This is a genomic window from Lentzea sp. NPDC058436 (assembly GCF_042721515.1).
GTDB lineage: Bacteria > Actinomycetota > Actinomycetes > Mycobacteriales > Pseudonocardiaceae > Lentzea.
The window spans coordinates 907,558-929,049 of sequence record NZ_JBHXLF010000002.1 but is presented as its reverse complement, the minus strand read 5'-3'; the positions used below and the strand labels follow the sequence as shown (position 1 = coordinate 929,049).

Sequence of the window (21,492 nt, the reverse complement as noted above, 5' to 3'; positions counted from 1 at the left end):
AACAGGTTCTTGGTGAGTCGACTTGCCTGGAACTCCTACACCATAGCGCCAAACCGCCTCAGAACTATAACCTGTTCTAGTCTGAGCTTCCGGGGAGGTGCGATGTACGACGTGATCGTCGTCGGCAGTGGCGCGGCGGGCATGACAGCCGCGCTCTGCACCGCTCGACACGGCCTGCGGACCTTGATCATCGAGAAGGCGGGGCACTACGGCGGGTCCACCGCGCGGTCGGGTGGCGGCATCTGGGTGCCGAACAACGCGGTGGTCGCCGCCAACGGCGTCACCGACTCACCGGAGCGGGCGAGCACCTACCTGGCGCACATCGCTCCCGAGGTCCCGGCCGAACTGCGGCAGGCGTTCCTGGACGCGGGACCGGCCATGCTGGCGTTCGTCCGCGAGCACACGCCGCTGAGGTTCCGCTGGGTCCGCGACTACAGCGACTACTACCCGGAGGCGCCCGGCGGACAGCCGCGCGGCCGGTCGGTCGAGCCGTTGCCGTTCAACACGAAGCTGCTCGGCGAGGAGATCAAGGACCTCGAACCGCCGTACGTGCCGACGCCCGCGGGCATCGTGATCACCCAGACCGACTACAAGTGGCTGACGCTGATCGGACGTCACCCGCGCGGCATCGTCACCGCCGCCAAGGTGTTCGCCCGCCGGTTCCTGCCGGGCCGACGCCTGACCATGGGCCAGGCGCTGACGGCCGGACTGCGTGCCGGCCTGAAGGCGCTGAACGTCGAGGTCAGGCTCAACACCGCGATGACGGACCTGCACTACGAGAACGGCCGCGTCGCCGGAGTTCTGGTCGGCGAGAAGCTCGTCCTGGCCAAGCACGTCGTGCTCGCGTCCGGTGGCTTCGAGAACAACGAGCAGATGCGCAAGCAGCACCAGAACATCGGTACGGAGTGGACGGTCGGCGCCAAGGCCAACACCGGCGACGGCATCGAGGCAGGCCAACGTGCCGGTGCGGCCGTGGGGTTGATGGACGACGCCTGGTGGGGCCCGTCCGTCCCGCTGCCGCGCGGCCCGTTCTTCCTGCTCGCGGAACGGTCTCTGCCCGGTTGCGTCCTGGTCGACAAGGCAGGACGGCGGTTCGTGAACGAGGCGGCGCCCTACATCGACGTGGTCAACGCGATGACCGGGGACACCTGGCTCGTGTTCGACCACTCCTACCGCAGCCGCTACCCGTTCTGCGGCATCCCTCCCCGCCGCCCGCTCCCCCGGCGCTGGAAGGACTCCGTCCGCACCGCGCCCAGCCTGGAGGAGCTCGCCCAGGAGGTCGACCTCCCCGAGCTCGTGGACACCGTGCAACGGTTCAACACGCTGACCGTCGAAGGCAAGGACGCCGACTTCCACCGCGGCGACAGCGCGTACGACCGCTACTACGGCGATCCGCGCACCAAGCCGAACCCGAACCTGGCACCGCTGACCACCGGCCCGTTCTACGCGGTCAGGATCGTGCCCGGCGACCTCGGCACCAAGGGCGGTCTGCGCACCGACGCCGCCGCGCGCGTGCTGCGCGACGACGGTTCGGTGATCGAAGGCCTTTACGCGGCGGGCAACACCAGCGCGTCCGTCATGGGCCACACCTACGCGGGCGCGGGCGCCACCCTCGGACCGGCGATGACGTTCGGATACCTCGCCGGCCTCGACATCTCTGGAGGAAACCGATGACGCAGGACGGTGTGCGGACGATCGACGCGGGCGCGCCGCCGGCCCGGTTCGCGCGCGGCTGGCACTGCCTCGGCCTCGCGAGCCACTTCCGCGACGGCAAACCCCACGCGGTGGAGGCGTTCGGCACGAAGCTCGTCGTGTTCGCCTCCGCCGACGGCAAGATCAACGTGCTCGACGGGTACTGCCGGCACATGGGCGGCGACCTCACCCAGGGCACGATCAAGGGCGACACCATCGCCTGCCCGTTCCACGACTGGCGCTGGGCGGGCAACGGCAAGTGCGTCGACATCCCTTATGCCAAGCGGGTTCCGCTGCGGGCGCGCACCCGGTCGTGGATCACGCTCGAAGAGAACAAACAGCTCTTCGTGTGGAACGACCCGCAGGGCAACCCGCCGCCCGAGCACGTCACGATCCCGCGCATCGAGTCGGCGTTCAGCACCGAGTGGAGCAACTGGACCTGGGACTCGGTCGTGATCGACAACGCGAACTGCCGCGAGATCATCGACAACGTCGTCGACATGGCCCACTTCTTCTACATCCACTTCGCGTTCCCGACCTACTTCAAGAACGTGATGGAGGGCCACGTCGCCTCGCAGTACCTGACGACGCGCGGCCGTCCGGACGTGGCGATGGGCTCGAACTACACGGGTGACGTCGAGGTGCGTTCGGAGGCGGCGTACTACGGGCCGTCGTACATGATCGACTACCTGTGGAACGACTACAAGGGCCTGGAGATCGAGACCGTCCTGATCAACTGCCACTACCCGATCTCGCCGACGTCGTTCAAGCTCCAGTGGGGTGCGATCGTCAAGAAGCTGCCGGGTGTGGACGACGAGCACGCGGACAAGATCGCGGCGAAGTTCGCGCGCGGCATCGGCGTCGGGTTCCTGCAGGACGTGGAGATCTGGCAGAACAAGTCCCGCATCGACAACCCGTTGCTGTGCGAGGAGGACGGGCCGGTCTACCAGCTCCGCCGCTGGTACGAGCAGTTCTACGTCGATGTAGAGGACGTGTCCGACGACATGACCCGGCGCTTCGAGTTCGAGGTCGACACCAGCCGGGCCGTCGAGGTCTGGGAGAAGGAGGTCGCCGAGAACCTCGCCAAGCAGCAACCGCAGGAGCAGGCGACGTGAGCGAGCGGGACGAGTTCCTGGCCGGTGGCATGGTTCCCGTGGGCTGCGACTGCGGGAACCGGGTGCTGGTCAAGAAGAACAGCCCGCAGCACACCAGCGTGCAGTGGCTCTCCGACACCCGGAACTGCCCGGAGCTGTGCGGTGCGCGGGCCGCATTGGTGCCGACGTGCCTGCGGTTGCGCGACAGCATCGAGAAGGCCGTGCGCGAGGGAACGCTGGAGGTCGCCGATGGCTGAGGTGCACCGGCTCCGGGTCGACGCCGTGATCGAGGAGACCGCCGACGCGCGTTCGTTCGTGCTGTCGGGCGCGAACTTCTCACCGCGACCGGGCCAGTTCCTGACCGTGCGGGCGGGCCAGGTGGCGCGCTGCTACTCCCTGTCCAGCGCGCCGGGCGAGCCGTTGAAGATCACGGTGAAGCGCACGCCGGACGGGTACGGGTCGCTGTGGATGTGTTCCGAGGTCCAGGCGGGGATGGAGCTGGACGTGCTAGCCCCGGCCGGGGTGTTCACGCCCTCGTCGCTGGACGGGTCGCTGCTCGCCTTCGCCGCGGGCAGCGGGATCACGCCGGTCATGTCGATCATCAGGGCCGTGCTGTCCGGCGGCTCCGGGAAGGTGTTCCTGTTCTACGCCAACCGGGACGAGTCGTCGGTGATCTTCGCCGCCGAGCTCTCCGAACTGGCCAGGACGCATCCGGAGCGGCTGACCGTCGTGCACTGGCTGGAGTCGGTGCAGGGGTTGCCGCACGGCCTGCGGGCGTTCGTCCGGCCCTGCGACGAGGCTTTCGTGTGCGGGCCCGCGCCGTTCATGGAGGCCGCGCGCAAGGCGCTGCACGACGTGCCCGTGGTGCACATCGAGAAGTTCGTGTCGCTGTCCAGCGATCCGTTCAGCTCGGAGGAGCCGGTCGTCGACGACCGGCCGGACGCCGTCGTCGAGGTGTCGCTGGACGGTGAGCAGCACCGGTTTCCGTGGCCCGCGCGGACGAAGCTGCTGGACCTGTTGCTGGAGAAGGGACTCGACGCGCCCTACTCGTGCCGGGAGGGCGCGTGCAGCGCGTGCGCGTGCCGGCTGGTCGAGGGCGAGGTCAAGATGCTCAACAACGACGTGCTCGACTCCGAGGACATCGCCGAGGGCATCGTGCTGGCGTGCCAGTCGGTTCCGGTCACGGACACCGTGAAGATCACCTACGAGTGAGGGGCGCTTGATGCCGATCGATCCTTCCGTCGCGGTCGGGGCGGAGCTTCCCGAGGTCAAGTTCTCCTGGACCGAGTCCGACGTGCTGCTCTACCACCTCGCGCTGGGAGCGACGGAGCTCCGGTACGTCTACGAGCAGGGCCTGCGGGTGCTGCCGACGTTCGGCGTGGTGGCGCCGCGGTTCCACGAGACCGCCGCGCCCGTCGTGTCGTTCCCCGGCGTCGACATCGATCTGGCGCGGGTGCTGCACGGCACGCAGGAGATCACCGTGCACGCTCCCCTACCCGCCTCGGGTGAGGCGGTGCTGCGGACGCGGATCGCGGACGTGTGGGACAAGGGCAAGGCCGCGGTGATCGTGCAGGAGGCGACGGCTTTCAGTGCGGACGGGAATGCGCTGTACACCACCCGGTCGAGCATCTTCGCCCGTGGTGAGGGCGGGTTCGGCGGTGATCGCGGGCCGTCCGGCAAGGTCGAGGTGCCCGCGCGTGAACCGGACTTCATGATCGAGACCGCGACTTTGCCGCAGCAGGCCTATTTGTACCGGTTGTGCGGTGACCGCAATCCGCTGCACGCCGATCCGGAGTTCGCGGTGCGGGCCGGGTTCGACGCGCCGATCCTGCACGGGCTGTGCACGTACGGGGTGGTGTGCAAGGCGGTGATCGACGCGGTGCTGGACGGGCCGGAGCAGGTGTCGTCGTTCGGGGCGAAGTTCGCTGGGGTGGTGTTCCCCGGCGAGACGCTGACCACGCGGGTGTGGCGGGACGGCTCGCAGCTGGTGCTGACGACCTCCGCCGGCGACCGTCCCGTGCTCGCGGACGCGGTGCTCACCACGGTGTGACGACTTCGGCGCCTTCGTCCCAGCGCCAGCCCGGCTCACTCCCGCGCAGGTGGACGCCGCCGATCCACCTGTCGACGCCGACGTGCTCCTTCCTGCCTGCGAGCACCTGTGTGCCGGCGTCGGTCAGGCTCAGCCGGGTGCGATGGGTGATCCTTCCGTCCGACGCGGTGAGCACCGGGACCGGCGCGTGCGCCAGCCGTTCCATCATCAGGTAGCACCACGTGTCACCGAGGTAGGGGCGCGTCTCCCTGGCCGCCGCGCGGACGAACGCGGTGCCCGCGTCGGTGGCCCCGCTCGCGACGGCGGCCAGCACGCGGCGTTCGGTGAGCGACAGACCGTCGCGAGTGGACGGGTACTCGCGGCCGAGCCGGTCGAACGCCTCGCCGAGGAACCGCAGCTCGCCGCTGCGACGCGCGGCGATCTCCCGGAGACGGGCGGGAACGGGCGCCCGGAAGGCCGCCCACGCGTCCACTGCCAGCTCCAGCGCGTCCGAGGTCAGCACCGCGCACGCCTTCGTCGCTGGCAGCTCGCGCAGCTGGTCCGCCGTCAGCTCACCGAGACCGCCGAACCGGGCGATGCCGGGGTACTCGCCGATGCAGATCAGCATGATGCGTGCCGCCTCGACACCCAGACCGGCCAACCGGTCGAGGATCTGGATGATCTGCAGCTGGTCGTACAGGTCCGCTTCGAACCACAGCACGTACTCGCCGTCCCTGGCCGCTGCCAGGACCCGGTCCCGCTCGGCGAACATCGCCGGGCCCTCCGCGCGGTCGTCGACGCCGCTCTCGGCCAGAAACCGCGCCCTGATCCCGCGCAGTTCCTCGGGCCCCACCGCGGGCACCGGGCCTTCGTGCAGCGAGTCACGCCAGTACAGGACGTGCTGCGCGAGTCCGGTGCCCGGCACGTCGGTGCTGTCACCGTTGCTCACGTGCAAGGCGGTCATGGTCGGCCAGTCCAGGCCTCCTGTCCGAGGATCAGCCCGCTGGTCGGGACGCCGGTACCGGCGGTGACCAGGACGTGGTCTGCACCGGCGACCTGGTTCACCGCGGTGCCGCGGATCTGGCGCACGCCTTCGGCGATGCCGTTCATGCCGTGCAGGTAGGCCTCGCCCAACTGGCCGCCGTGGGGGTTGAGCGGGAGTGCGCCGTCCAGTTCGAGGGCGCCCGTCCTGATGAAGTCCTTGGCCTCTCCCCTGCCGCAGAAGCCCAGTTCCTCAAGTTGGACCAGGACGAACGGGGTGAAGTGGTCGTACAGCACGGCCACGTCCACATCGGACGGACCGATGCCCGACTTCTCCCACAACCCCCTCGCCACGACACCCATCTCGGGCAACCTGGTGAGGTCGTCGCGGTAGTAGCTGGTCATCGTGAACTGGTCGACGCTGCTGCCCTGGGTGGCGGCTTTCACGTGGGCGGGTTTGGTGGGGAGGTCTTTCGCGCGTTCGGCCGAGGTGACGACGAGGGCGACTCCGCCGTCGCTCTCCTGGCAGCAGTCGAGCAGCCGGAGCGGTTCGGCGATCCACTTCGACGCCTGGTGGTCGTCCAGGGTGATCGGTCGGCCGTGGAACCACGCGTTGGGGTTCGTGGCGGCGTGCTTGCGGTCGATCACGGCGATGCGGCCGAAGTCCTCGCTGGTGGCGCCGTACTCGTGCATGTACCGCCGGGCGAACATGGCGACCATCGCGGCCGGCGTGCCCAGGCCCATCGGGTACGACCAGCTGTTGTCGATGTTGGCCGCGGCCGCCGTCTGGACCTGCCCGAACCGGTGCCCGGACCGTTCGTTGAACGCCCGGTAGCAGACCACGACCTTCGCCGCCCCGGTCTCCACGGCCATCGCGGCCTGCTGGACGGTCGCGCACGCCGCCCCGCCGCCGTAGTGCACGCGGCTGAAGAACGTCAGCTCCGGTATGCCCAGCTCGCGCGCGACGGCGATCTCGGCGTTGGTGTCCATGGTGAAGCTGACCAGTCCGTCCACATCGGACGGTTCCAGGCCCGCGTCCTCCAGCGCCGCCCTGACGGCCTCGGCGGCGAGCTGCAGTTCACTGCGCCCGGAGTCCTTCGAGAAATCGGTCGCACCGATCCCGACGATCGCGGCGTTCACGCGGGCACCTCGATCTTCACGGTTCCGGTGACGTGGTCACCGTGCGCGGTCCGGCCGACGACCTCGATGGTCAGGTCCCGCTGCTCGCGTTCGACGACCTGCCCGAAGAACTTCAACGTGTCGTAGGCGAAGCAGGGCGCGCCGAGCCGGATGTTCACCTGGCGCACCAACGCCTCCGGGCCCGCCCACTCCGTGACGTAGCGCTGCACCAGGCCGGTCGTGGTGAGGATGTTGATGAAGATGTCCTTCGAACCGCGCTGGACCGCCAGGTCGCGGTCGTGGTGGACGTCCTGGAAGTCGCGGGTGGCCAGCGCGGTGCTGATCACGAACGTCGGGGTGGCCTCGACGTGCCACTCGGGCAGGGAATCACCGATCCGCACGGGGCCTCCAGCTCGGCATCGTCAGCTCGTCGTCGATCTCGGTGAACACGACCTCGACCCGTTGGCCGATGGCGGGTTCGCCGTCGAACTCGCCCAGCATCCGCACGCCCTCGTCGAGTTCGATGAGAGCGATGACGAACGGGGTCTGCTTGCCGGGCACCTGCGGGTGGTGGTGCACGACGTAGCTGTAGATCACGCCGTGGCCGTCCGAGACGAGGTACTTCGGTTTGGTGGCACCGCACTCCGGGCACATCGGGCCTGGTGGGTGGCGCAGGAGGCCGCAGCCGCCGCAGCGCTGGATGCGGAGCTCGTGCTGCCGGGTGCCCTCCCAGAAGTACTCGGTGTCGCGGTTGACGGAGGGGCGAATGGCGGCGGCTTGGGGGAACGTGGGTTGCGCAGCAGTGGGTTGCGCGGCGGTGGGTCGGCCGTCGGGCTGGGCGGTCGTGGGCTGCGCGGTCGCGGGCTGGGCGATGGGTTGAGCAGCGGCGTGCTGCGCGGCGGCGGGTGCGTGCGCGGGCTTGAACTTCAGCACCCTGAACCGCATCTCCGCCACGGCCTCGTCCCCGACCCACCACGTGCTGCGGGTCGTGACGAACCACCCCTCCCCCAGCCCGGTCCGCTTCGGCCCGGTCACGTCCTCCAGGCTCGTCGTCACCGACAGGTGCTCGCCGACCTTCAGGTACCGGTGGTAGGTCTGGTCGCTGTTGGTCGCGACCACCGACGTGTACCCGGCCTCGTCCAGGATGGTCATCATCTGGCCGAGCGGGTCGTCCAGCGTGCGCTGACCGCGCAGCCCGGCCATCGTCCACACCTGCACCATCGCGGGCGGCGCGACGCCGTCGTAGCCGGGGTGCTCGTCGCCGATGGCCTCCAGCCAGTTGTTGATCATCGGCTGGTTGACCGGGTCGCGGGCCAGTCGTGGCGCGCACTCGCCCTGTTCGGCTATGCGGGCTGCTTCCTTCTCGACGTCGATCATCGCACCACCCGCGGTAGGCCCAGCCCGATGTTCGCGATCAGCTCGCGTTGGATCTCCTGCACGCCACCGCCGAAGGTCAGCACGAGGTTGCGCCGCGCCTGCACGTCCAGCCAGTGCACCAGTTCCGCCGGAGCGCCGTGCCGTCCGACGAGCTCCTCCATCAACCGGCCGATGCGCTGGGTGCGGTCGGCGGCGAACACCTTGGTGGCACTGGCGTCCGCGACCTCCAGCTCGCCGCCGGCGACCTGCCAGTTGAGCAGTTCGTTCACGCGGTGGACCGCGCGTGCCTCGGCCAGCGCACGCTTCACGTCCGGCTCGTCCAGCAGTTGTCGTTCCGCGGCCCAGCTGTGGACGCGTTCGACCAGGGCACCGAGGCGGCCGGACGGGCCGAGCATCACGCGTTCGTGGTTGAGCTGGGTGGTGATGAGCCGCCAGCCCTTGTTCTCGTCGCCCACGCGGCGGGACTCGGGCACGCGGACGTCGTTGTAGTAGGTGGCGTTCACGTGGTGGGCGCCGTCGCAGGTGATGATCGGCGTCCACGAGTAGCCGGGGTCGGTGGTGTCGACGATGAGGATCGTGATGCCCTTGTGCCGCGAGTCCGGCGCCCCGGTGCGGCAGGCCAGCCACACGTAGTCCGCGTCGTGGCCGCCCGTCGTGAACGTCTTCTGCCCGTTGACCACGTAGCCGTCGTCGTCCCGAACCGCCTTGGTGCGCAACGCCGCCAGGTCCGTGCCCGCGTCGGGTTCGGTGTAGCCGATGGCGAAGTGCAGGTCGCCGCTGAGGATGCGGGGCAGGAAGAAGTCCTTCTGCTCCTGCGTTCCGTACGACTGCAGCGTCGGGCCGACGGTCTGCAGCGTCACGTACGGCAGCGGGACGTCGGCGCGGGCGGCCTCGTTCACGAAGATCTGCTGCTCGACCGGCCCGAAACCCAGGCCGCCGTACTCCTTGGGCCAGCCGACGCCGAGCCTGCCGTCGCGGCCCAGCCTGCGGACCAGCTCGCGGTAGGTCTCGCCGTGCCGTTCGGTCAGCATGGCCTCGCGTTCGGCGGACGTCATGACGGTCGCGAAGTACTCGCGCAGCTCGTCGCGCAGTGTCCGCTGCTCGGTGGTGAGGTCAATGAACATCGATGGCCCCCAAGCGGTGCTCCACTCCGCCGACGAACCGCGTCAGCTCCTTGGCCAGCCCGTAGTAGCGGTGCATCGGGTAGGTGATGTCGAGCCCGAGACCGCCGTGCAGGTGGTGGCAGGTGTGCACGGCCGGCAGGGCTTCCGCCGCGAGCCAGTACGCGGCGGTGTCGAGGTCGGTGTCGTCGAGGCTCCAGGCGGCGGTCAGCGCGGCCAGGTGCAGCGTCCGGGAGGCGATGTAGACGTCCGCGACCAGTGCGGCGGCGCTCTGGAACGTGGCCAGGGGCTTGCCGAACTGGTGGCGGGTGCCGACGTGCTTCACGGTGAGGTCGAGGGCTCCGGCCAGGACGCCGTCCGCCACGGCGCACGCACCCGCCAAGGCGAACCGCCGGATCCCCGTTTCGGCACCTTCGAGCAGGTCTCCGCGCGCCCCCTCCAGCCGGACTGTCCCGTCCGAAATGGACACTCCCGGTTGCGCCGGGTCGACGACGAACACCCCACCGCTCGTGCTCACCAGGATCCGCTGTGCCTCGGCGGCGTACGGCACGTTGATCTTCTCGCCGAAGATGCCGTCCGGTCCCGCTGTCGTCTCCGGCACGGCGGGCAACGGGCGCGACGGCTCGCTCAACGCCGCTGTCAGCACACCGTGCTGCTCGGACACCAACGGCAGCAGGGCGTCCTGCTGCTCGACGGTCCCGTACCGCACGATCGGCAGCACTCCCAAGGCGAGCGTGGCCAGCGCAGGAACGTCGACCGCCCGTCGCCCGACCTCGGTCAGCAGGACGGCCGTCTCCAGCACGCCGAGCCCGTCACCGCCGAGCCGTTCCGGAACGACCAGTGCCAGCAGTCCCGCCTCCCCCAACGCCTTCCAGGGGGCGTCGCTCTCCCTGCCCAGCACGTCGGCCGCCAACCGCGCGATCTCCTGCTGGGTCTCGTCGAGCTGGAAATCCATCTAGGGCTCCCTCGGTAAGCCGAGAATCCGCTCGCCTGCCAGGTTCATCAACACTTGCGTGGTCCCGCCGGCGATGCTCAAGCACCTCGACAGCAGGAACTCGTACATCTCGCCGCCGTCCACAGCACCGGACGGCCCGAGCAGGTCGACCGCGAACTCCGCGACGTCCTGCCGCTGCCGCACCCCGACGAGCTTGCGCACGCTCGACTCCGCGCCCGGTTCCTGCCCGCTCAGCACCCGCAGGCTCGCCCGCAGGTCCAGCACCGACACCGCGAGTCCCTGCGCCACCAACGCACCCAGCCGTTCGGCGTGGTCGTGAGCGGCCGGGGACTTCAGGACCTGCTCCAGGGGCTCGCCCAGCGCCGACCCCATCGCGACGCGCTCGTTGGCCAGCGTCGTGCGGGCGAGGCGCCAGCCGTCGTTCACCGCGCCGACCACGCAGTCGTCCGGCACGAACACGTCGTCGAGGAACACCTCGTTGAACCGCGCGTCGCCGGTGATCTCCCGCAACGGCCGCACGTCCACGCCAGGAGACCGCATGTCGACCAGGAAGTACGTGATGCCCTTGTGCTTCGGGACGCCGGAGTCCGTGCGGGCCAGGCAGATCGCCCAGTCGGCCTGGTGCGCGAGCGACGTCCACACCTTCTGCCCGGTGAGCCTCCAGCCGCCGTCGGCGCGCACGGCCTTGGTGCGCAACGACGCCAGGTCCGACCCGGCCTCCGGTTCGCTGAACAGCTGGCACCAGGTCAGCTCGCCGCTCAACGTCGGCCGCACGAACCGTTCCTGCTGCTCGGGGGTGCCGTGGCGCAGGATCGTCGGTCCCGCCCAGCCGCCGATGATCAGGTCCGGCCTGCGCACCCCGGCGCGGGCGAACTCGCTGTCGATCACCATCTGCCGGGCGGGATCGGCGTCCTGCCCGTACGGCCTGGGCCAGTGCGGCACCAGGAACCCGCTGTCCGCCAGCCTTTCCCGCTGCCCGGAGGGGTCGAGCGCGGCGATCTCCTCCGCGAACGCCCGCACGTCCGGATCGGACTCGACCCGGACGGACAGCGAACGCCGTTCACCGGCCAGCGCCAACTCCGCCACCCGGCGGCGCCAGAAGGCCACACCGCCCGCGAGCTGCTGCAGCGCCAACGCCCGCCGCAGGTAGCGATGCGCGTCGTGCTCCCAGGTGAACCCGATTCCGCCCAGCACCTGGATGCAGTCCTTGGCGTTGCGGACCGCCGCGTCGAACGCGACGGCGCCCGCCACCGCGGCGGCCAGCGGATGTTCGTCCTCACCAACGGAACGAGCCGCGTCCCAGGCGACCGACGACGCCTGCTCCGCGCGGCACAGCATCTCCACGCAGAGGTGCTTCACGGCCTGGAACGACCCGATGACACGCCCGAACTGCTGACGCTGTTTCGCGTACTCCACAGCGGTGTTCAGGCACCAGGCCGCCACCCCGCTCGCCTCAGCGGCCATCAGCGTCACGGCGAGGTCCGTCGGGTCCGCCACGGCCTCCCCCGGCGCGTCGACCACGACCGAACCGAGCGAACGCGAGTGGTCCACGGCTTCGAGCGGCGTCACCGAGACCTGGTCCGCCGGCACGAGCATCCAGCTGTCCGTTCTGAGCAACAGGTGCGTCGCTTCGGCGGCACCGACCACCAGCTGAGACGAGAACCCGAACCCGGCGACCCCCTCGAAATCGGGCCGCAGCACCGACACCAGCGCCGTGGGCAGCAACGGCCCCGGCACCAGGTTCTCCGCCGCCCGCTCCAGCATCACCGCGAGATCGGCGACCGTGCCGCCCTCCCGCGTCACCTCGAAGAACCCGACCCGGACGAGATCAGACCACTCGGTTTTGGCAGCGTCCACGCTGTCGCGGAGCGCTCGTTGTTCCCCGGTCGTGGCGATCGGCATGCGGCCTCCTCCAGTACATGAAGAAGTTTATAGAACGTGTTCTATTTCTGACAACAGATCATGGCCGGGAAACCGATCGAGTATGATGAGGAGGCAGCTGCAACACGTTTCAGGAGGATCATCTCCGTGTCACCTTCGAAGTCGCGCACGGACGCGCTCATGGCGGGCGACGAGCTCAGCTCCGCCGCGCAGCGCGAGCGTCGCAAGCGGATCGTCGACGCGACCATCGCGCTGGCGTCCAAGGGCGGGTTCGACGCGGTCCAGATGCGCGCCGTGGCCGACCGCGCGGACGTCGCGCTGGGCACGTTGTACCGCTACTTCCCCTCGAAGGTCCACCTGCTCGTGTCGAGCCTCGCCGTGGAACTGGAGCGCGCGCAGGAGAAGATGGACCGCACCGCCATCCCCGGCGACAGCTCCTACGAGCGCGTGCTGTTCGTGCTCGGCCGCATCACGCGCGGCCTGCAGCGCAACCCGCACCTCACCGAGGCGATGACGCGCGCGTTCACGTTCGCCGACGCCTCTGCAGGCGCCGAGATCGACAGGGTCTCGCTGCTGATGGAGAGCATGTTCACCAAGGCGATGAGCGACGACGCGCCGACTGAGGAGCAGAAGGCCATCGCCCGCGTCATCGGCGACGTGTGGCTGTCGAACCTGGTCGCCTGGGTCACCCGCCGCGCCACGGCAACGGACGTCGCGAACAGGCTCGAACTGACGGTGCGCCTGCTGCTCAAGTCCTAGACTCGGAGCCATGGGTCTGCACGGCGACGCCGCCTTCCGGTTCCTGGTTCCCGACGCACCCCAGTACCGCCGCACGGACGGCGACCGGGTCCCGGCACTCGCCCCGTCCCGCATCGGCGTGCTGAACCAGCTGCGCACCACCCCCGGCATCGCCCGTCCCAGCCTGGTCTCCTCCTGGTCGGGCTCCATCGACCGGCTGCTGCTCGCGTTCCCCTCCTACGGCGTGCACACCCCGGAACTGGCCGCGGGCTACCGCTCGGTGATCGGCGCGCTGCGTCCCGGCACCGGGTTCGTGGTGGTGCACCACGAGAGCGACCGCGAGACCGTCGAGGGATGGTTCACCGAGGCCGGGCACAGCGCCCAGTACGTGCCCATGCCCGACTACGTGGACTTCACGGACTGGGCGGAGGACGGCTACCTCGCGCTCACCGACCAGGGCGAGGCCGGCACGTACCTGCTGGAGCCGTGGTCGTTCCTGCGCTCCGGCGACTCGCTGATCGCGGACGCCGTCGAGGAGTTCGGCCCGGTGCGGGCGACCCAGGCGCCGCTGGTGTTCCAGGGCGGCAACTGCCTGATCGGCGACGACTTCTGGCTGCTCGGCACCGACTACTTCCTCGACACCCTTGAACTCGTCCAGAGCGGTGAGCTGCCGATCTCGGTGCCACCGGGCCGGACCGCGGTCGAGTTCGTCCGCGAGCTGTTCCGCCGGCACGTCGACAGCGACCGCGAACTGGTCCTCGTCGGCACGAAACGCCCGCTGGGGCTGAAGGCCTACTACGCCACGACGGAAGGCGCGGAGTTCTACCTGGACATCCCTGGCGGCGGTGTCGGGGACGTCCAGCCGATCTTCCACATCGACATGTTCGTCACGCTGGCCGGGCCGGTGGACGGCCGTTTCCGCGTGCTGGTCGGCAGCCCCGCGCTCGCGGACGCGACTCTCGGCACCAGGTCGCCGTACGGCCTGCAGAACGCCTACGACGAGATCGCCGCCGACTTCGCGGCACGCGGGTTCGACGTCGTGCGCAACCCGCTCGTGCACCGGCCGCACATCTCCCAGCAGCTCACGTTCGCCGCTCTCCAGTCCTTCGCCGGCACGCCCGACGGCGCCGAACTGCGCGAGGTGGTCAGCGAGTTCACCAAGGCGGGCGCGACGCCGGACACGACGATCAACGTCCGGTCGTGGCACCACATCACCTGGAACAACTGCCTGGTGGAGAACAGCGCCGACGAGGGCAGGCACGTCTACCTGCCGACGTTCGGCCACGGCGAGCACACCGACCTCGCCGCGATCGACGACGAGATGGAACGCCTGTGGAGCGGCATGGGGTTCACGGTGCACCGGCTCGCCGACTTCAACGCCTTCGCGAGCAGGCAGGGCGTCGTGCACTGCATCAAGAAGTACCTGGAGCGCGGGGCGTAGTCCCCCGGAATGACCCGCGAGTCACACCACCGAACGACGCCCGCGCACCGCGTTCACCTCTAACGTCTGTCCTATGAAGACGACACTCATCGTCCTCGCGGTGCTCGCCGTCCTCGGTGGCGGAACCGTCGCCCTGGTGAACCACTTCGGCGGGTGGACGACCCTGACGGGCAAGGCGTGGGCGATCACCTACGAGGTGTCGGCCGAGCCCGCGCAGACGCTCGTGGACCTCACGTACGCGGAGTCGCCCAACCGCAACCGCAAGGAGACGCCGCAGACCGTCCGCGCCGAGAACCCGCTGCCGTGGACGGTCGAGGTCATCGTCAACGCCGGTGAGAAGGCCCAGGTCTCCGCCACGCCGAAGGGCGACCAGGTGCTGACGTGCCGCATCCTGCTCGACGGTGTGAAGGAACTGGCGGCGGCGACCGGCAAGCCGGGTCAGATGGTCAACTGCGAGACCGTGACCGCCACCTGAGCTCAGCCGAGCAGACCGGCGAACGTCCTGGTGAACAGGTACGCGTCACCCGGCCAGCGCGCCGACACGTAGTTCTCGTCGCGCACCACGAACGCCGGTGTGTCGTCGGTCGCTGTACCGCGGCGGGACAGTTCGACCGGGCCGCGTTCGAACGTCGCACCGGCCGCCACCACCTCGTCCTGCACGTAGTCCGGGTAGGTGCGGTAGTACCGCCCGCGCCGCCACGCCGTGAGGTAGAAGGCCGAGCGCTCCATGTACTTCGGCAGGCAGGTGGTGCGCCGACCGGCGAGCACACCGGCCCTCGCGAGCACCAGCGGTCCGTGGCAGATCGCGCCGACGGGGCGTTCCAGCGCCCAGAACGCGGCCACCTTGTCCTGCAACGACGACGCGCCCAGGTACTGCCGCATGCCCGGTGCGTGGCCGCCGGGCAGAACGAGTCCGTCGTAGGCCGTGGGGTCGATCGCCTCCCACGCGATCGGCGCGCGGTAGGCCGCCGACTCGACGAGCTGGGAGTAGAACCTCTTCGGCTCGTCCTCGGCGCCGAGCTGTCCGAAGAGGACACCGGTGAGCAGGAGCGGGTCCGCCTGGGCAGGGCCGTCACCGCGTTCGGTCGCGAAGACCACCTCGTGGCCGGCGTCGGTCAGCAGGCGCCACGGCACGGCCACCTCGGTGACGTCGAAGTCGCGGTCGGGCAGGGGCATCAGCACGCGCACGCTTGCGATCCTGCCAAACCGGGTGGGAAGCGGGCCGACCGGTGTCGGCCGGCCCGCCCGGCATCACACGTTGTCGGTGTGCGTGACACCCGCGTTGCGGTAGTCCTGCACCGCCGTCTTCACCTGGGCCGGGCTCAGCACCTGGTCCTTGGCGAAGTACACGTAGTCCACGTCCTGCTGGTAGGCGCGCTCGGCCGAGCTGCCCTGCAGGCCGCCGGAGATGAACCACAGGTTGAAGTTGATCGACATCGGCGTCTCGGGGTAGTACTTGTCGCCGTGGTCGGCGACGAGGTTGCCGTCGATGTAGTACTTCACGCGGCCGTTCGCGACCTGGAACACGAGGTCGTGCCAGCCGTTGTAGCTCTGGCGCTGCTCGTTGTGGATGTTGTCCGCGACCCAGGGCTCGTTCTGGTAGGTCTCCCAGGTGGTCTCGTACATGATGTTGCCCTGCTCGCCCCAGCCGCCGTTGGGCAGGTACTCGAAGTCGATCTCCCCGTAGTTCGGGGCCATCGGCGCGTCGAGCGGGGTGATGGTGAAGAACGTCTGCACGACGTGGTCACCGTCGGGGCCGAAGACCGGCGCGTCGCTGAACTTCACGCGCGCCGCGTAGGTGCCCTCGAAGAACTTGCGCTGGTGGAACAGTTCCGTCTGCTTCGCGGCGGAGCCGTTGTTCCACGAGTCGAGGCGCAGCACCTTCTGGCCGTCGACGGTCGGGAACGTGACGCGCGAGGCGTCCCACTCGGCGCCGGGGACACCGGGGCCGCCCGCACCAGAGCGGACGGTCCAGCCGCGCTGGCTGATCCGCGAGTCGCTCGAGTTGTTGTAGGCGAAGTCGTCGAACATCTTGGCGCCGTTGGGGTTCGGCGGCGTCGTCGTGGTCGTCGTGGTGGTGGGCGGGGTGCCGCCGGGCGGCGTGCCCCACAGCAGCGTGCTGCCGCGGTACACGGTCACCTTGTTCGACGCCGAGTAGTTGCTGTCGGCGCGGAACGAGTAGTCGTCGGACTGGTTGATGGGGCCCCAGTTGGTGCGGTAGAAGCGCAGCTGGAGGTCACCGGAGTCGGCGCCGGGGTTCAGCGTGCCGGCACCGGAGGTGAAGCCGACCTCCAGGTAGCGGTCGGCAGGGCCGCCGGTGAGCGTGCCGAACTGGCCGGTCACGTTGCCGCAGCCGCGCACGGCCCACGAGCAGGCGAACCGGTAGCCCACGTCCGGGGTGTCGCTCTTGAAGTAGTAGCGGATCTTCACGTCGGACAGCGGCACGCTCGTGGTGCCGGAGTTGACCAGCTTGAACCACGGTTCGGCCTGGTCGGTGGTCGCGCCGGACGCGCTGGTCCGGTACTGGGCGGTGATCGCGTCGGCGGCGAACGCGTTCGGCGCGACGGCCAGTGCGGCCACGGCCAGCGCCGCGCAGGACGCGGCTAGGAGTGCTCGCAACGTTCTCTCCTCATTTCGGCAGGGATGGACAAGGCGGCGAGCCGTGACGAGTGGAGGCGCATCCTGGTGGTGAAGCCCTCCCACTCGGGGCGCTGGGACCAGAGGGTGTCGGCCAGCGCGGCAAGACGGGGAAACGCCAGGTACTCCAGGTGGTCCTTCGACCGCACGTGCTCGGTCCACAGCTGGCACTGGGCGCCGAGCACGCCGTCGGGCAGCGGCACGTCGTAGACGTCACGGGTGGTGACGACGAACCCGGGCTGGCCGGGTGGTTCGTGCGGGCCGTCGGACTGCGGGTAGTCGAGGTAGGTGGAGGTGTGGGGGGTCATCACGACCGGTTGGCCGCGTTCGAGCGCCTTGGCCGCCTGGGTCTCGTCCTTCCAGGGCATGACGACGGCGCGGGGGTCGCCCGTCGGTTCCCAGGCCGCCGGGACGCGGCCCTGGTCGAGCAGGTACCTGCTCGCCTGCCGGAGGAACTGGCCGTGCACGTCCTCCGGCAGCAGGCACTCGTCACCGCCGAGGTGGACGTGCTCGCCGGGGAACACGTCCAGCACCTCGGCCAGGACCTCGCGCACGAAACCCATGGCGTGCAGGCCGAACGCCGCGTCGCTGATGCCCCAGCGGGTCCAGACGGGCAGTGGTTCCGGTGCGACGCCGAGGTCGGGGTAGGCGGCCAGCGCGGCGCGGGCGTGGCCCGGCATCTCGATCTCCGGCATGACCCGGACGCCGCGTTCGGCCGCGTAGGCCACCAGGCCTTCCAGCTCGCTGCGGGTGTAGGTACCGCCGTGCGGAACGCCGTCGCCGTTGGTCTCGGTGCGCCAGCCGCCGACCGACGTCAGCAGCGGGTGGGCGGGTACCGGCATGCGCCAACCCTGGTCGTCGGTCAGGTGCAGGTGCAGGACGTTGAGCTTGTGCAGGGCCATCAGGTCGACGAACCGGCGAATCACGGGCACCGGCTGGAAGTGCCGGGCGACGTCGAGCATGAACCCGCGCCACGGCAGTCTCGGCACGTCGCGGATGTCGACGCCGGGCAGCGCCCACTCCACATCGGACACTCGCGAGGGCTTGAGCGCCTCGGCCGGCAGGAGTTGCCTGATCGTCTGGATGCCGTGCGCCAGGCCCTCTTTGGTCGCCGCGCGCAGCATGACGCCGTGTTCGTTGACGGTGAGCGCGTAGCCCTCCGCGCCGAGGCCGACGAGCTTCGCGTCCAGGGCGATGAGGACCTGGCCGTGGTCGTTGATCGGCAGTGGCAGGCCCGTGGCGGGCCGCAGCAGGGCGCGGAGGAGCCGTGCGACGGGCTCCGCGCCGGGCGTGACGCGGACGCTCGTGTCGGCGTCCAGCGTGAACCCCCTGCTGCGGCGGACGATCCTCGTCGGGAGCGGGACGATCATCCCTTCACCGCCCCTCCGACGATGCCGGTGGTGACCCGGCCCTGCAGCACGATGAAGATCAGCAGCACGGGCAGCATGAACAGCGTCGACGCGGCCATGGTGGCCCCCCAGTCGGTGCCGAAGGTGTTGTTGAACGAGGACAGCCAGACCGGCAGCGTGCGGTCGTCCTGGTCCTTGATGATCAGCACGTTGGCGAAGGCGAACTCGTTCCACGCGGTGATGAACCCGAACAGCGAGGTCGCCAGCAGACCGGGCGCCAGCAGCGGGAACACGACCTTGCGGAACGCCTGCCCGCGCGTGCAGCCGTCGACCTGCGCCGCCTCCTCCAGATCGACCGGGATGGCGGCGAGGAACCCGCGCAGCGTCACGATCGTGAACGGCAGCGTCATCATGAAGTAGACCAGCGTGAGGATCCAGAGCGTGTCGAGCATGCCGGTGTCGCGCGCGATCACGTAGATCGGGATCAGCAGCGCCTCCCACGGCGTCATCTGCGCGATGAACACCATGAGCACGAACGCCCTGCGGCCCTTCCACCGCAGCCGCGCGATCGCGAACGACGCGAGTAGAGCCACCAGCAACGCCAGCAGCACCGCGCCGCCCGCGACCAGAAGGCTGTTGCGCCAGAAGGAGAAGAACCCCTTCGCGGCGATCGCGGTGGAGAAGTGGTCGAACGTGATCGGGATCGGCAGGAACGTCGGTGTCGCGCTCTGGATGTCCTTGGTGGGCTTGAAGGCCGTGAGCACCATCCAGTAGACGGGGAACACGGAGAGCACGAAGACGAGCAACGCCGCCGTGGTGCGGGAGATCCGGCCGATCACGTTTCCTGCTCCTGCCGGTAGAGCTGGCGGAAGTACGCCAGGAGTGCGAGCACGAGCAGCAGCACCATGAGCATCGACACCGCGGCGCCGAGGTCGTAGCGCTGCAACGACTGCGCGACCTGGAAGGCGTAGACCGGCAGCGTGGTGGTGGCCTGTCCGGGACCGCCCTGGCTGATCACCCAGATCTGCACGAACGCCTTGACGACCCAGATCACCTCCAGGCACGTGATGAGCCCGAACATGGCGCGCAGCATGGGGAACGTGATGGTGGTGAACACCCGCCACGCGCCGGCGCCGTCGATGCGGGCGGACTCGTAGAGCTCCTGCGGCACGGTGACCATCGCCGCGTACAGCGACAGCGCCGCGAACGGGACGGACTGCCAGACGATCAGCGCGACGAGGATGCCGAACGTCGCGTCGCCGTCCGCAAACCACGTGTAGTCGCGGTACTCCTCGAAGCCCAGCGACACCAGCGCCCAGTTCACGATGCCGAGCCGGGACTGGAAGAGCCACTGGAACACCGTGGTGGCCGCGATGATCGGCGTCGCCCAGGTGAGCACCAGCCCGCCCATCACCAGCAGCCGCAGCCACCTGCCGAGCCGCACGAGCAGCAGCGCGACCAGGGTGGACAGCACCATGATCAGCACGACGTTGATCGCGGTGAACCACAGCGTCCGCTTGACCACGGACCAGAACTCGGGGTCGGACAACACCTTCGCGTAGTTCGCCAGCCCGACGAACTTCGCGTCACCGCGCACGAGCTGCGGCAGCCCGAACTCCTGCAGCGAGATGATCACGTTGCGCACCAGCGGGTAGAACAGCAGGTACGCGGTGGTGAGGAGCGTCGGCGCGATCAGCAGGTACGGCAGCACCGACCGCTTGGGGCGCTTCGGCGGGGCCGGCGCAGTCTCCTGCACCGGCCTCTCGGCGAGGATCGTCATTTGCCGGAGTTGAGCGCTTGGGTGATCACTTCGTCGGCCTTCGCGGCGGCCGTCTTCGGATCGGTGCCGGTCAGGACCGCGGTCTGGAACTCCTTGATCGGGTTGCGGGCCTCGACCGCGCCCCAGTTCGGCGAGTTCGGGGTCGCGTGCCCGTTGGCGGCGCCCTGCGCCATGGCCGCCGTGCCGGGGTCACCGCCCACCGAGGACGCGAGCGACTTGCGGTTCGGCACGTAGTTCATCGCCTTCGCGAGCTCGACCTGCCACTTCTCGCCGGCGAGCGCCTTGACGACCTCGTACGCGCCGTCCTGCCTGCTCGACGCCAGGGGGATGATCAGGTCGGAGCCGCCGGTGAACACCGCGCCGGGCTTGTCCGCGGTCTTGCCGGGGATCGGGAAGAACCCGATCTTGCCGGCCAGTTCCGGGTTGGCCTTCTCCACGAGCTTCGCCGCGCCGGGCACCGCGATGAACTGCGCGACCTTGCCGCCCGCGACGACGTCGGTCTGCTGCGGCTTGGCCTCGTCGGAGTCCTTCGGCCCGTCGCCGAGCGCCTGGAGCTGCTTGTAGAAGTCCATGCCCGCCAACGCCTGCGGCGTGTTGAGCGAGCCCTTCCAGCTGCCGCCGTCCTGCTTCGCCAGGTCGCCGCCCTCGTCCCAGACGAACCCGGACAGCGTGTACCAGTTCTGGCCGGGCAGGTAGATGCCCTGCTGCTCGCCCTGGTCGAGCTTGGCGGTGGCGGCGAGCCACTCCTCGCGCGTCTTGGGCGGCGTGACCTGAGCGGCCTCGAACAGGTCCTTGCGGTAGATGACGACCCGGTTCGCGGCGTAGAACGGGACGCCGAACTGCTTGCCGTCCACGGCACCGGGTTCGGACAGGCCCGGGATCCAGTCGTCTCCCTGGAGCTCGGCCTTCTTGGCCGACAGGTCGGTGACGCCCTTGCTGGCCACGTACTGCGCGACCTGGGTGTTGCCGACCTCGATCACGTCAGGCGGATCGGTGCTGGCCAGAGCACTGGTCACCTTCTGCGTGATGCCGTTCCACTCCTGGATCTGGATCTTCAGGTCGAGGTTCGAGTGGTCCTTCTCGAACTCGCTCTCGAACTTCGAGACGAACTCCTCGGTGGCCGTGTCCTTCATCAGCCACACGGTGATCTCCTGCTTCTCACCTCCCCCACCCGCGGACGTTCCACAGGCGGACAACGTGAGAGCCAGGACGAGTAAGGCAGCGGAGCGCGACACGACTCACCTCTCGCTGAGATGTGACCAATTGGTCAGGTCCGATGGAGTGGATAGAAAGTGGCA

At 69.4% G+C, this 21,492-nt stretch carries 21 protein-coding genes; 8 read left to right on the top strand and 13 right to left on the bottom strand.

The features are described from left to right. Positions 1-102: 102 nt before the first annotated feature. The 5 genes from ACFWN2_RS11595 to ACFWN2_RS11575 are packed head-to-tail and all read left to right on the top strand — an operon-like array spanning position 103 to position 4,836. Entirely contained in the window at positions 103-1,674 is a 1,572-nt protein-coding gene (locus ACFWN2_RS11595; RefSeq protein WP_382426794.1) for an FAD-dependent oxidoreductase, read from the top strand. Further along, the gene (locus tag ACFWN2_RS11590; RefSeq protein WP_382426792.1) at positions 1,671-2,807 is read left to right on the top strand and encodes a Rieske 2Fe-2S domain-containing protein; all 1,137 of its coding nucleotides are present in this window, start codon (positions 1,671-1,673) and stop codon (positions 2,805-2,807) included. The genes ACFWN2_RS11595 and ACFWN2_RS11590 overlap by 4 nt, the downstream gene beginning before the upstream one ends. Beyond that, complete coding sequence (locus tag ACFWN2_RS11585; RefSeq protein WP_382426791.1) at positions 2,804-3,043, top strand: hypothetical protein; 240 nt, start codon at positions 2,804-2,806, stop codon at positions 3,041-3,043. The genes ACFWN2_RS11590 and ACFWN2_RS11585 overlap by 4 nt, the downstream gene beginning before the upstream one ends. Next, entirely contained in the window at positions 3,036-3,998 is a 963-nt protein-coding gene (locus ACFWN2_RS11580; RefSeq protein ID WP_382426789.1) for a 2Fe-2S iron-sulfur cluster-binding protein, read from the top strand. The genes ACFWN2_RS11585 and ACFWN2_RS11580 overlap by 8 nt, the downstream gene beginning before the upstream one ends. A 10-nt stretch (positions 3,999-4,008) precedes the next feature. Further along, positions 4,009-4,836: a MaoC/PaaZ C-terminal domain-containing protein gene (locus tag ACFWN2_RS11575; protein ID WP_382426788.1), complete on the top strand. Its 828-nt coding sequence runs from the start codon at positions 4,009-4,011 to the stop codon at positions 4,834-4,836. Here ACFWN2_RS11575 and ACFWN2_RS11570 read toward each other — a convergent pair. The 7 genes from ACFWN2_RS11570 to ACFWN2_RS11540 are packed head-to-tail and all read right to left on the bottom strand — an operon-like array spanning position 4,823 to position 12,270. Beyond that, positions 4,823-5,779, bottom strand: a complete 957-nt coding sequence (locus ACFWN2_RS11570) for a hypothetical protein (RefSeq protein WP_382426786.1) — start codon at positions 5,777-5,779, stop codon at positions 4,823-4,825. The genes ACFWN2_RS11575 and ACFWN2_RS11570 overlap by 14 nt on opposite strands. After that, complete coding sequence (locus tag ACFWN2_RS11565) at positions 5,776-6,936, bottom strand: lipid-transfer protein (protein ID WP_382426784.1); 1,161 nt, start codon at positions 6,934-6,936, stop codon at positions 5,776-5,778. Before ACFWN2_RS11565 ends, ACFWN2_RS11570 begins: the two co-directional genes overlap by 4 nt. Further along, entirely contained in the window at positions 6,933-7,316 is a 384-nt protein-coding gene (locus ACFWN2_RS11560; RefSeq protein ID WP_382426782.1) for a MaoC family dehydratase, read from the bottom strand. The genes ACFWN2_RS11565 and ACFWN2_RS11560 overlap by 4 nt, the downstream gene beginning before the upstream one ends. Further along, a complete protein-coding gene (locus tag ACFWN2_RS11555) occupies positions 7,303-8,289 on the bottom strand; it encodes a bifunctional MaoC family dehydratase N-terminal/OB-fold nucleic acid binding domain-containing protein (protein ID WP_382427441.1) in 987 nt (328 codons plus the stop codon). Before ACFWN2_RS11555 ends, ACFWN2_RS11560 begins: the two co-directional genes overlap by 14 nt. Next, the gene (locus ACFWN2_RS11550; protein WP_382426781.1) at positions 8,289-9,416 is read right to left on the bottom strand and encodes an acyl-CoA dehydrogenase family protein; all 1,128 of its coding nucleotides are present in this window, start codon (positions 9,414-9,416) and stop codon (positions 8,289-8,291) included. Before ACFWN2_RS11550 ends, ACFWN2_RS11555 begins: the two co-directional genes overlap by 1 nt. Beyond that, on the bottom strand, positions 9,406-10,368 hold the full coding sequence (locus ACFWN2_RS11545; RefSeq protein WP_382426780.1) for an acyl-CoA dehydrogenase family protein: 963 nt from the start codon (positions 10,366-10,368) through the stop codon (positions 9,406-9,408). Before ACFWN2_RS11545 ends, ACFWN2_RS11550 begins: the two co-directional genes overlap by 11 nt. Then, positions 10,369-12,270 (bottom strand): acyl-CoA dehydrogenase family protein, encoded by a 1,902-nt coding sequence (locus tag ACFWN2_RS11540; protein ID WP_382426779.1) that lies wholly within the window; start codon positions 12,268-12,270, stop codon positions 10,369-10,371. It abuts the gene before it with no gap. A 159-nt stretch (positions 12,271-12,429) separates the two neighbouring features. Here ACFWN2_RS11540 and kstR point away from each other — a divergent pair, with 159 nt between their 5' ends. From kstR to ACFWN2_RS11525, 3 genes are all read left to right on the top strand, one after another. After that, positions 12,430-13,008, top strand: a complete 579-nt coding sequence (gene kstR / locus ACFWN2_RS11535; RefSeq protein WP_382427440.1) for a cholesterol catabolism transcriptional regulator KstR — start codon at positions 12,430-12,432, stop codon at positions 13,006-13,008. Positions 13,009-13,018: 10 nt separating this feature from the next. After that, positions 13,019-14,428, top strand: a complete 1,410-nt coding sequence (locus tag ACFWN2_RS11530; RefSeq protein ID WP_382426777.1) for a hypothetical protein — start codon at positions 13,019-13,021, stop codon at positions 14,426-14,428. Positions 14,429-14,501: 73 nt separating this feature from the next. After that, positions 14,502-14,903, top strand: coding sequence for an MmpS family transport accessory protein (locus tag ACFWN2_RS11525; RefSeq protein ID WP_382426775.1), 402 nt, complete (start codon positions 14,502-14,504; stop codon positions 14,901-14,903). Positions 14,904-14,905: 2 nt separating this feature from the next. Here the strand turns inward: ACFWN2_RS11525 and ACFWN2_RS11520 are convergent, their stop codons facing one another. From ACFWN2_RS11520 to ACFWN2_RS11495, 6 genes are all read right to left on the bottom strand, one after another. After that, on the bottom strand, positions 14,906-15,616 hold the full coding sequence (locus tag ACFWN2_RS11520; protein WP_382426773.1) for a type 1 glutamine amidotransferase domain-containing protein: 711 nt from the start codon (positions 15,614-15,616) through the stop codon (positions 14,906-14,908). A 63-nt stretch (positions 15,617-15,679) separates the two neighbouring features. Continuing rightward, positions 15,680-17,047 carry a cellulose binding domain-containing protein gene (locus tag ACFWN2_RS11515; RefSeq protein ID WP_382426771.1) on the bottom strand — a complete coding sequence of 456 codons (1,368 nt, stop codon included), beginning with the start codon at positions 17,045-17,047 and terminating at the stop codon, positions 15,680-15,682. Further along, positions 17,032-18,435: a beta-N-acetylhexosaminidase gene (locus ACFWN2_RS11510; protein ID WP_382426769.1), complete on the bottom strand. Its 1,404-nt coding sequence runs from the start codon at positions 18,433-18,435 to the stop codon at positions 17,032-17,034. The genes ACFWN2_RS11515 and ACFWN2_RS11510 overlap by 16 nt, the downstream gene beginning before the upstream one ends. Next, positions 18,432-19,253, bottom strand: coding sequence for a carbohydrate ABC transporter permease (locus tag ACFWN2_RS11505; RefSeq protein ID WP_382426767.1), 822 nt, complete (start codon positions 19,251-19,253; stop codon positions 18,432-18,434). The genes ACFWN2_RS11510 and ACFWN2_RS11505 overlap by 4 nt, the downstream gene beginning before the upstream one ends. Continuing rightward, complete coding sequence (locus ACFWN2_RS11500) at positions 19,250-20,194, bottom strand: carbohydrate ABC transporter permease (protein ID WP_382426766.1); 945 nt, start codon at positions 20,192-20,194, stop codon at positions 19,250-19,252. The genes ACFWN2_RS11505 and ACFWN2_RS11500 overlap by 4 nt, the downstream gene beginning before the upstream one ends. Continuing rightward, positions 20,191-21,327, bottom strand: coding sequence for an extracellular solute-binding protein (locus tag ACFWN2_RS11495; RefSeq protein ID WP_382426764.1), 1,137 nt, complete (start codon positions 21,325-21,327; stop codon positions 20,191-20,193). The genes ACFWN2_RS11500 and ACFWN2_RS11495 overlap by 4 nt, the downstream gene beginning before the upstream one ends. Between the last annotated feature and the right edge of the window lie 165 nt (positions 21,328-21,492).

Bases quoted from the DNA above. Each gene is read 5' to 3' on its own strand.
- ACFWN2_RS11595 (WP_382426794.1), top strand. From the start codon at position 103: ATGTACGACGTGATCGTCGTCGGCAGTGGCGCGGCGGGCATGACAGCC.
- ACFWN2_RS11590 (WP_382426792.1), top strand. From the start codon at position 1,671: ATGACGCAGGACGGTGTGCGGACGATCGACGCGGGCGCGCCGCCGGCC.
- ACFWN2_RS11580 (WP_382426789.1), top strand. From the start codon at position 3,036: ATGGCTGAGGTGCACCGGCTCCGGGTCGACGCCGTGATCGAGGAGACC.
- ACFWN2_RS11575 (WP_382426788.1), top strand. From the start codon at position 4,009: ATGCCGATCGATCCTTCCGTCGCGGTCGGGGCGGAGCTTCCCGAGGTC.
- ACFWN2_RS11570 (WP_382426786.1), bottom strand. From the start codon at position 5,779: ATGACCGCCTTGCACGTGAGCAACGGTGACAGCACCGACGTGCCGGGC.
- ACFWN2_RS11550 (WP_382426781.1), bottom strand. From the start codon at position 9,416: ATGTTCATTGACCTCACCACCGAGCAGCGGACACTGCGCGACGAGCTG.
- ACFWN2_RS11545 (WP_382426780.1), bottom strand. From the start codon at position 10,368: ATGGATTTCCAGCTCGACGAGACCCAGCAGGAGATCGCGCGGTTGGCG.
- ACFWN2_RS11540 (WP_382426779.1), bottom strand. From the start codon at position 12,270: ATGCCGATCGCCACGACCGGGGAACAACGAGCGCTCCGCGACAGCGTG.
- kstR (WP_382427440.1), top strand. From the start codon at position 12,430: ATGGCGGGCGACGAGCTCAGCTCCGCCGCGCAGCGCGAGCGTCGCAAG.
- ACFWN2_RS11530 (WP_382426777.1), top strand. From the start codon at position 13,019: ATGGGTCTGCACGGCGACGCCGCCTTCCGGTTCCTGGTTCCCGACGCA.
- ACFWN2_RS11525 (WP_382426775.1), top strand. From the start codon at position 14,502: ATGAAGACGACACTCATCGTCCTCGCGGTGCTCGCCGTCCTCGGTGGC.
- ACFWN2_RS11510 (WP_382426769.1), bottom strand. From the start codon at position 18,435: ATGATCGTCCCGCTCCCGACGAGGATCGTCCGCCGCAGCAGGGGGTTC.
- ACFWN2_RS11500 (WP_382426766.1), bottom strand. From the start codon at position 20,194: ATGACGATCCTCGCCGAGAGGCCGGTGCAGGAGACTGCGCCGGCCCCG.
- ACFWN2_RS11495 (WP_382426764.1), bottom strand. From the start codon at position 21,327: ATGAAGGACACGGCCACCGAGGAGTTCGTCTCGAAGTTCGAGAGCGAG.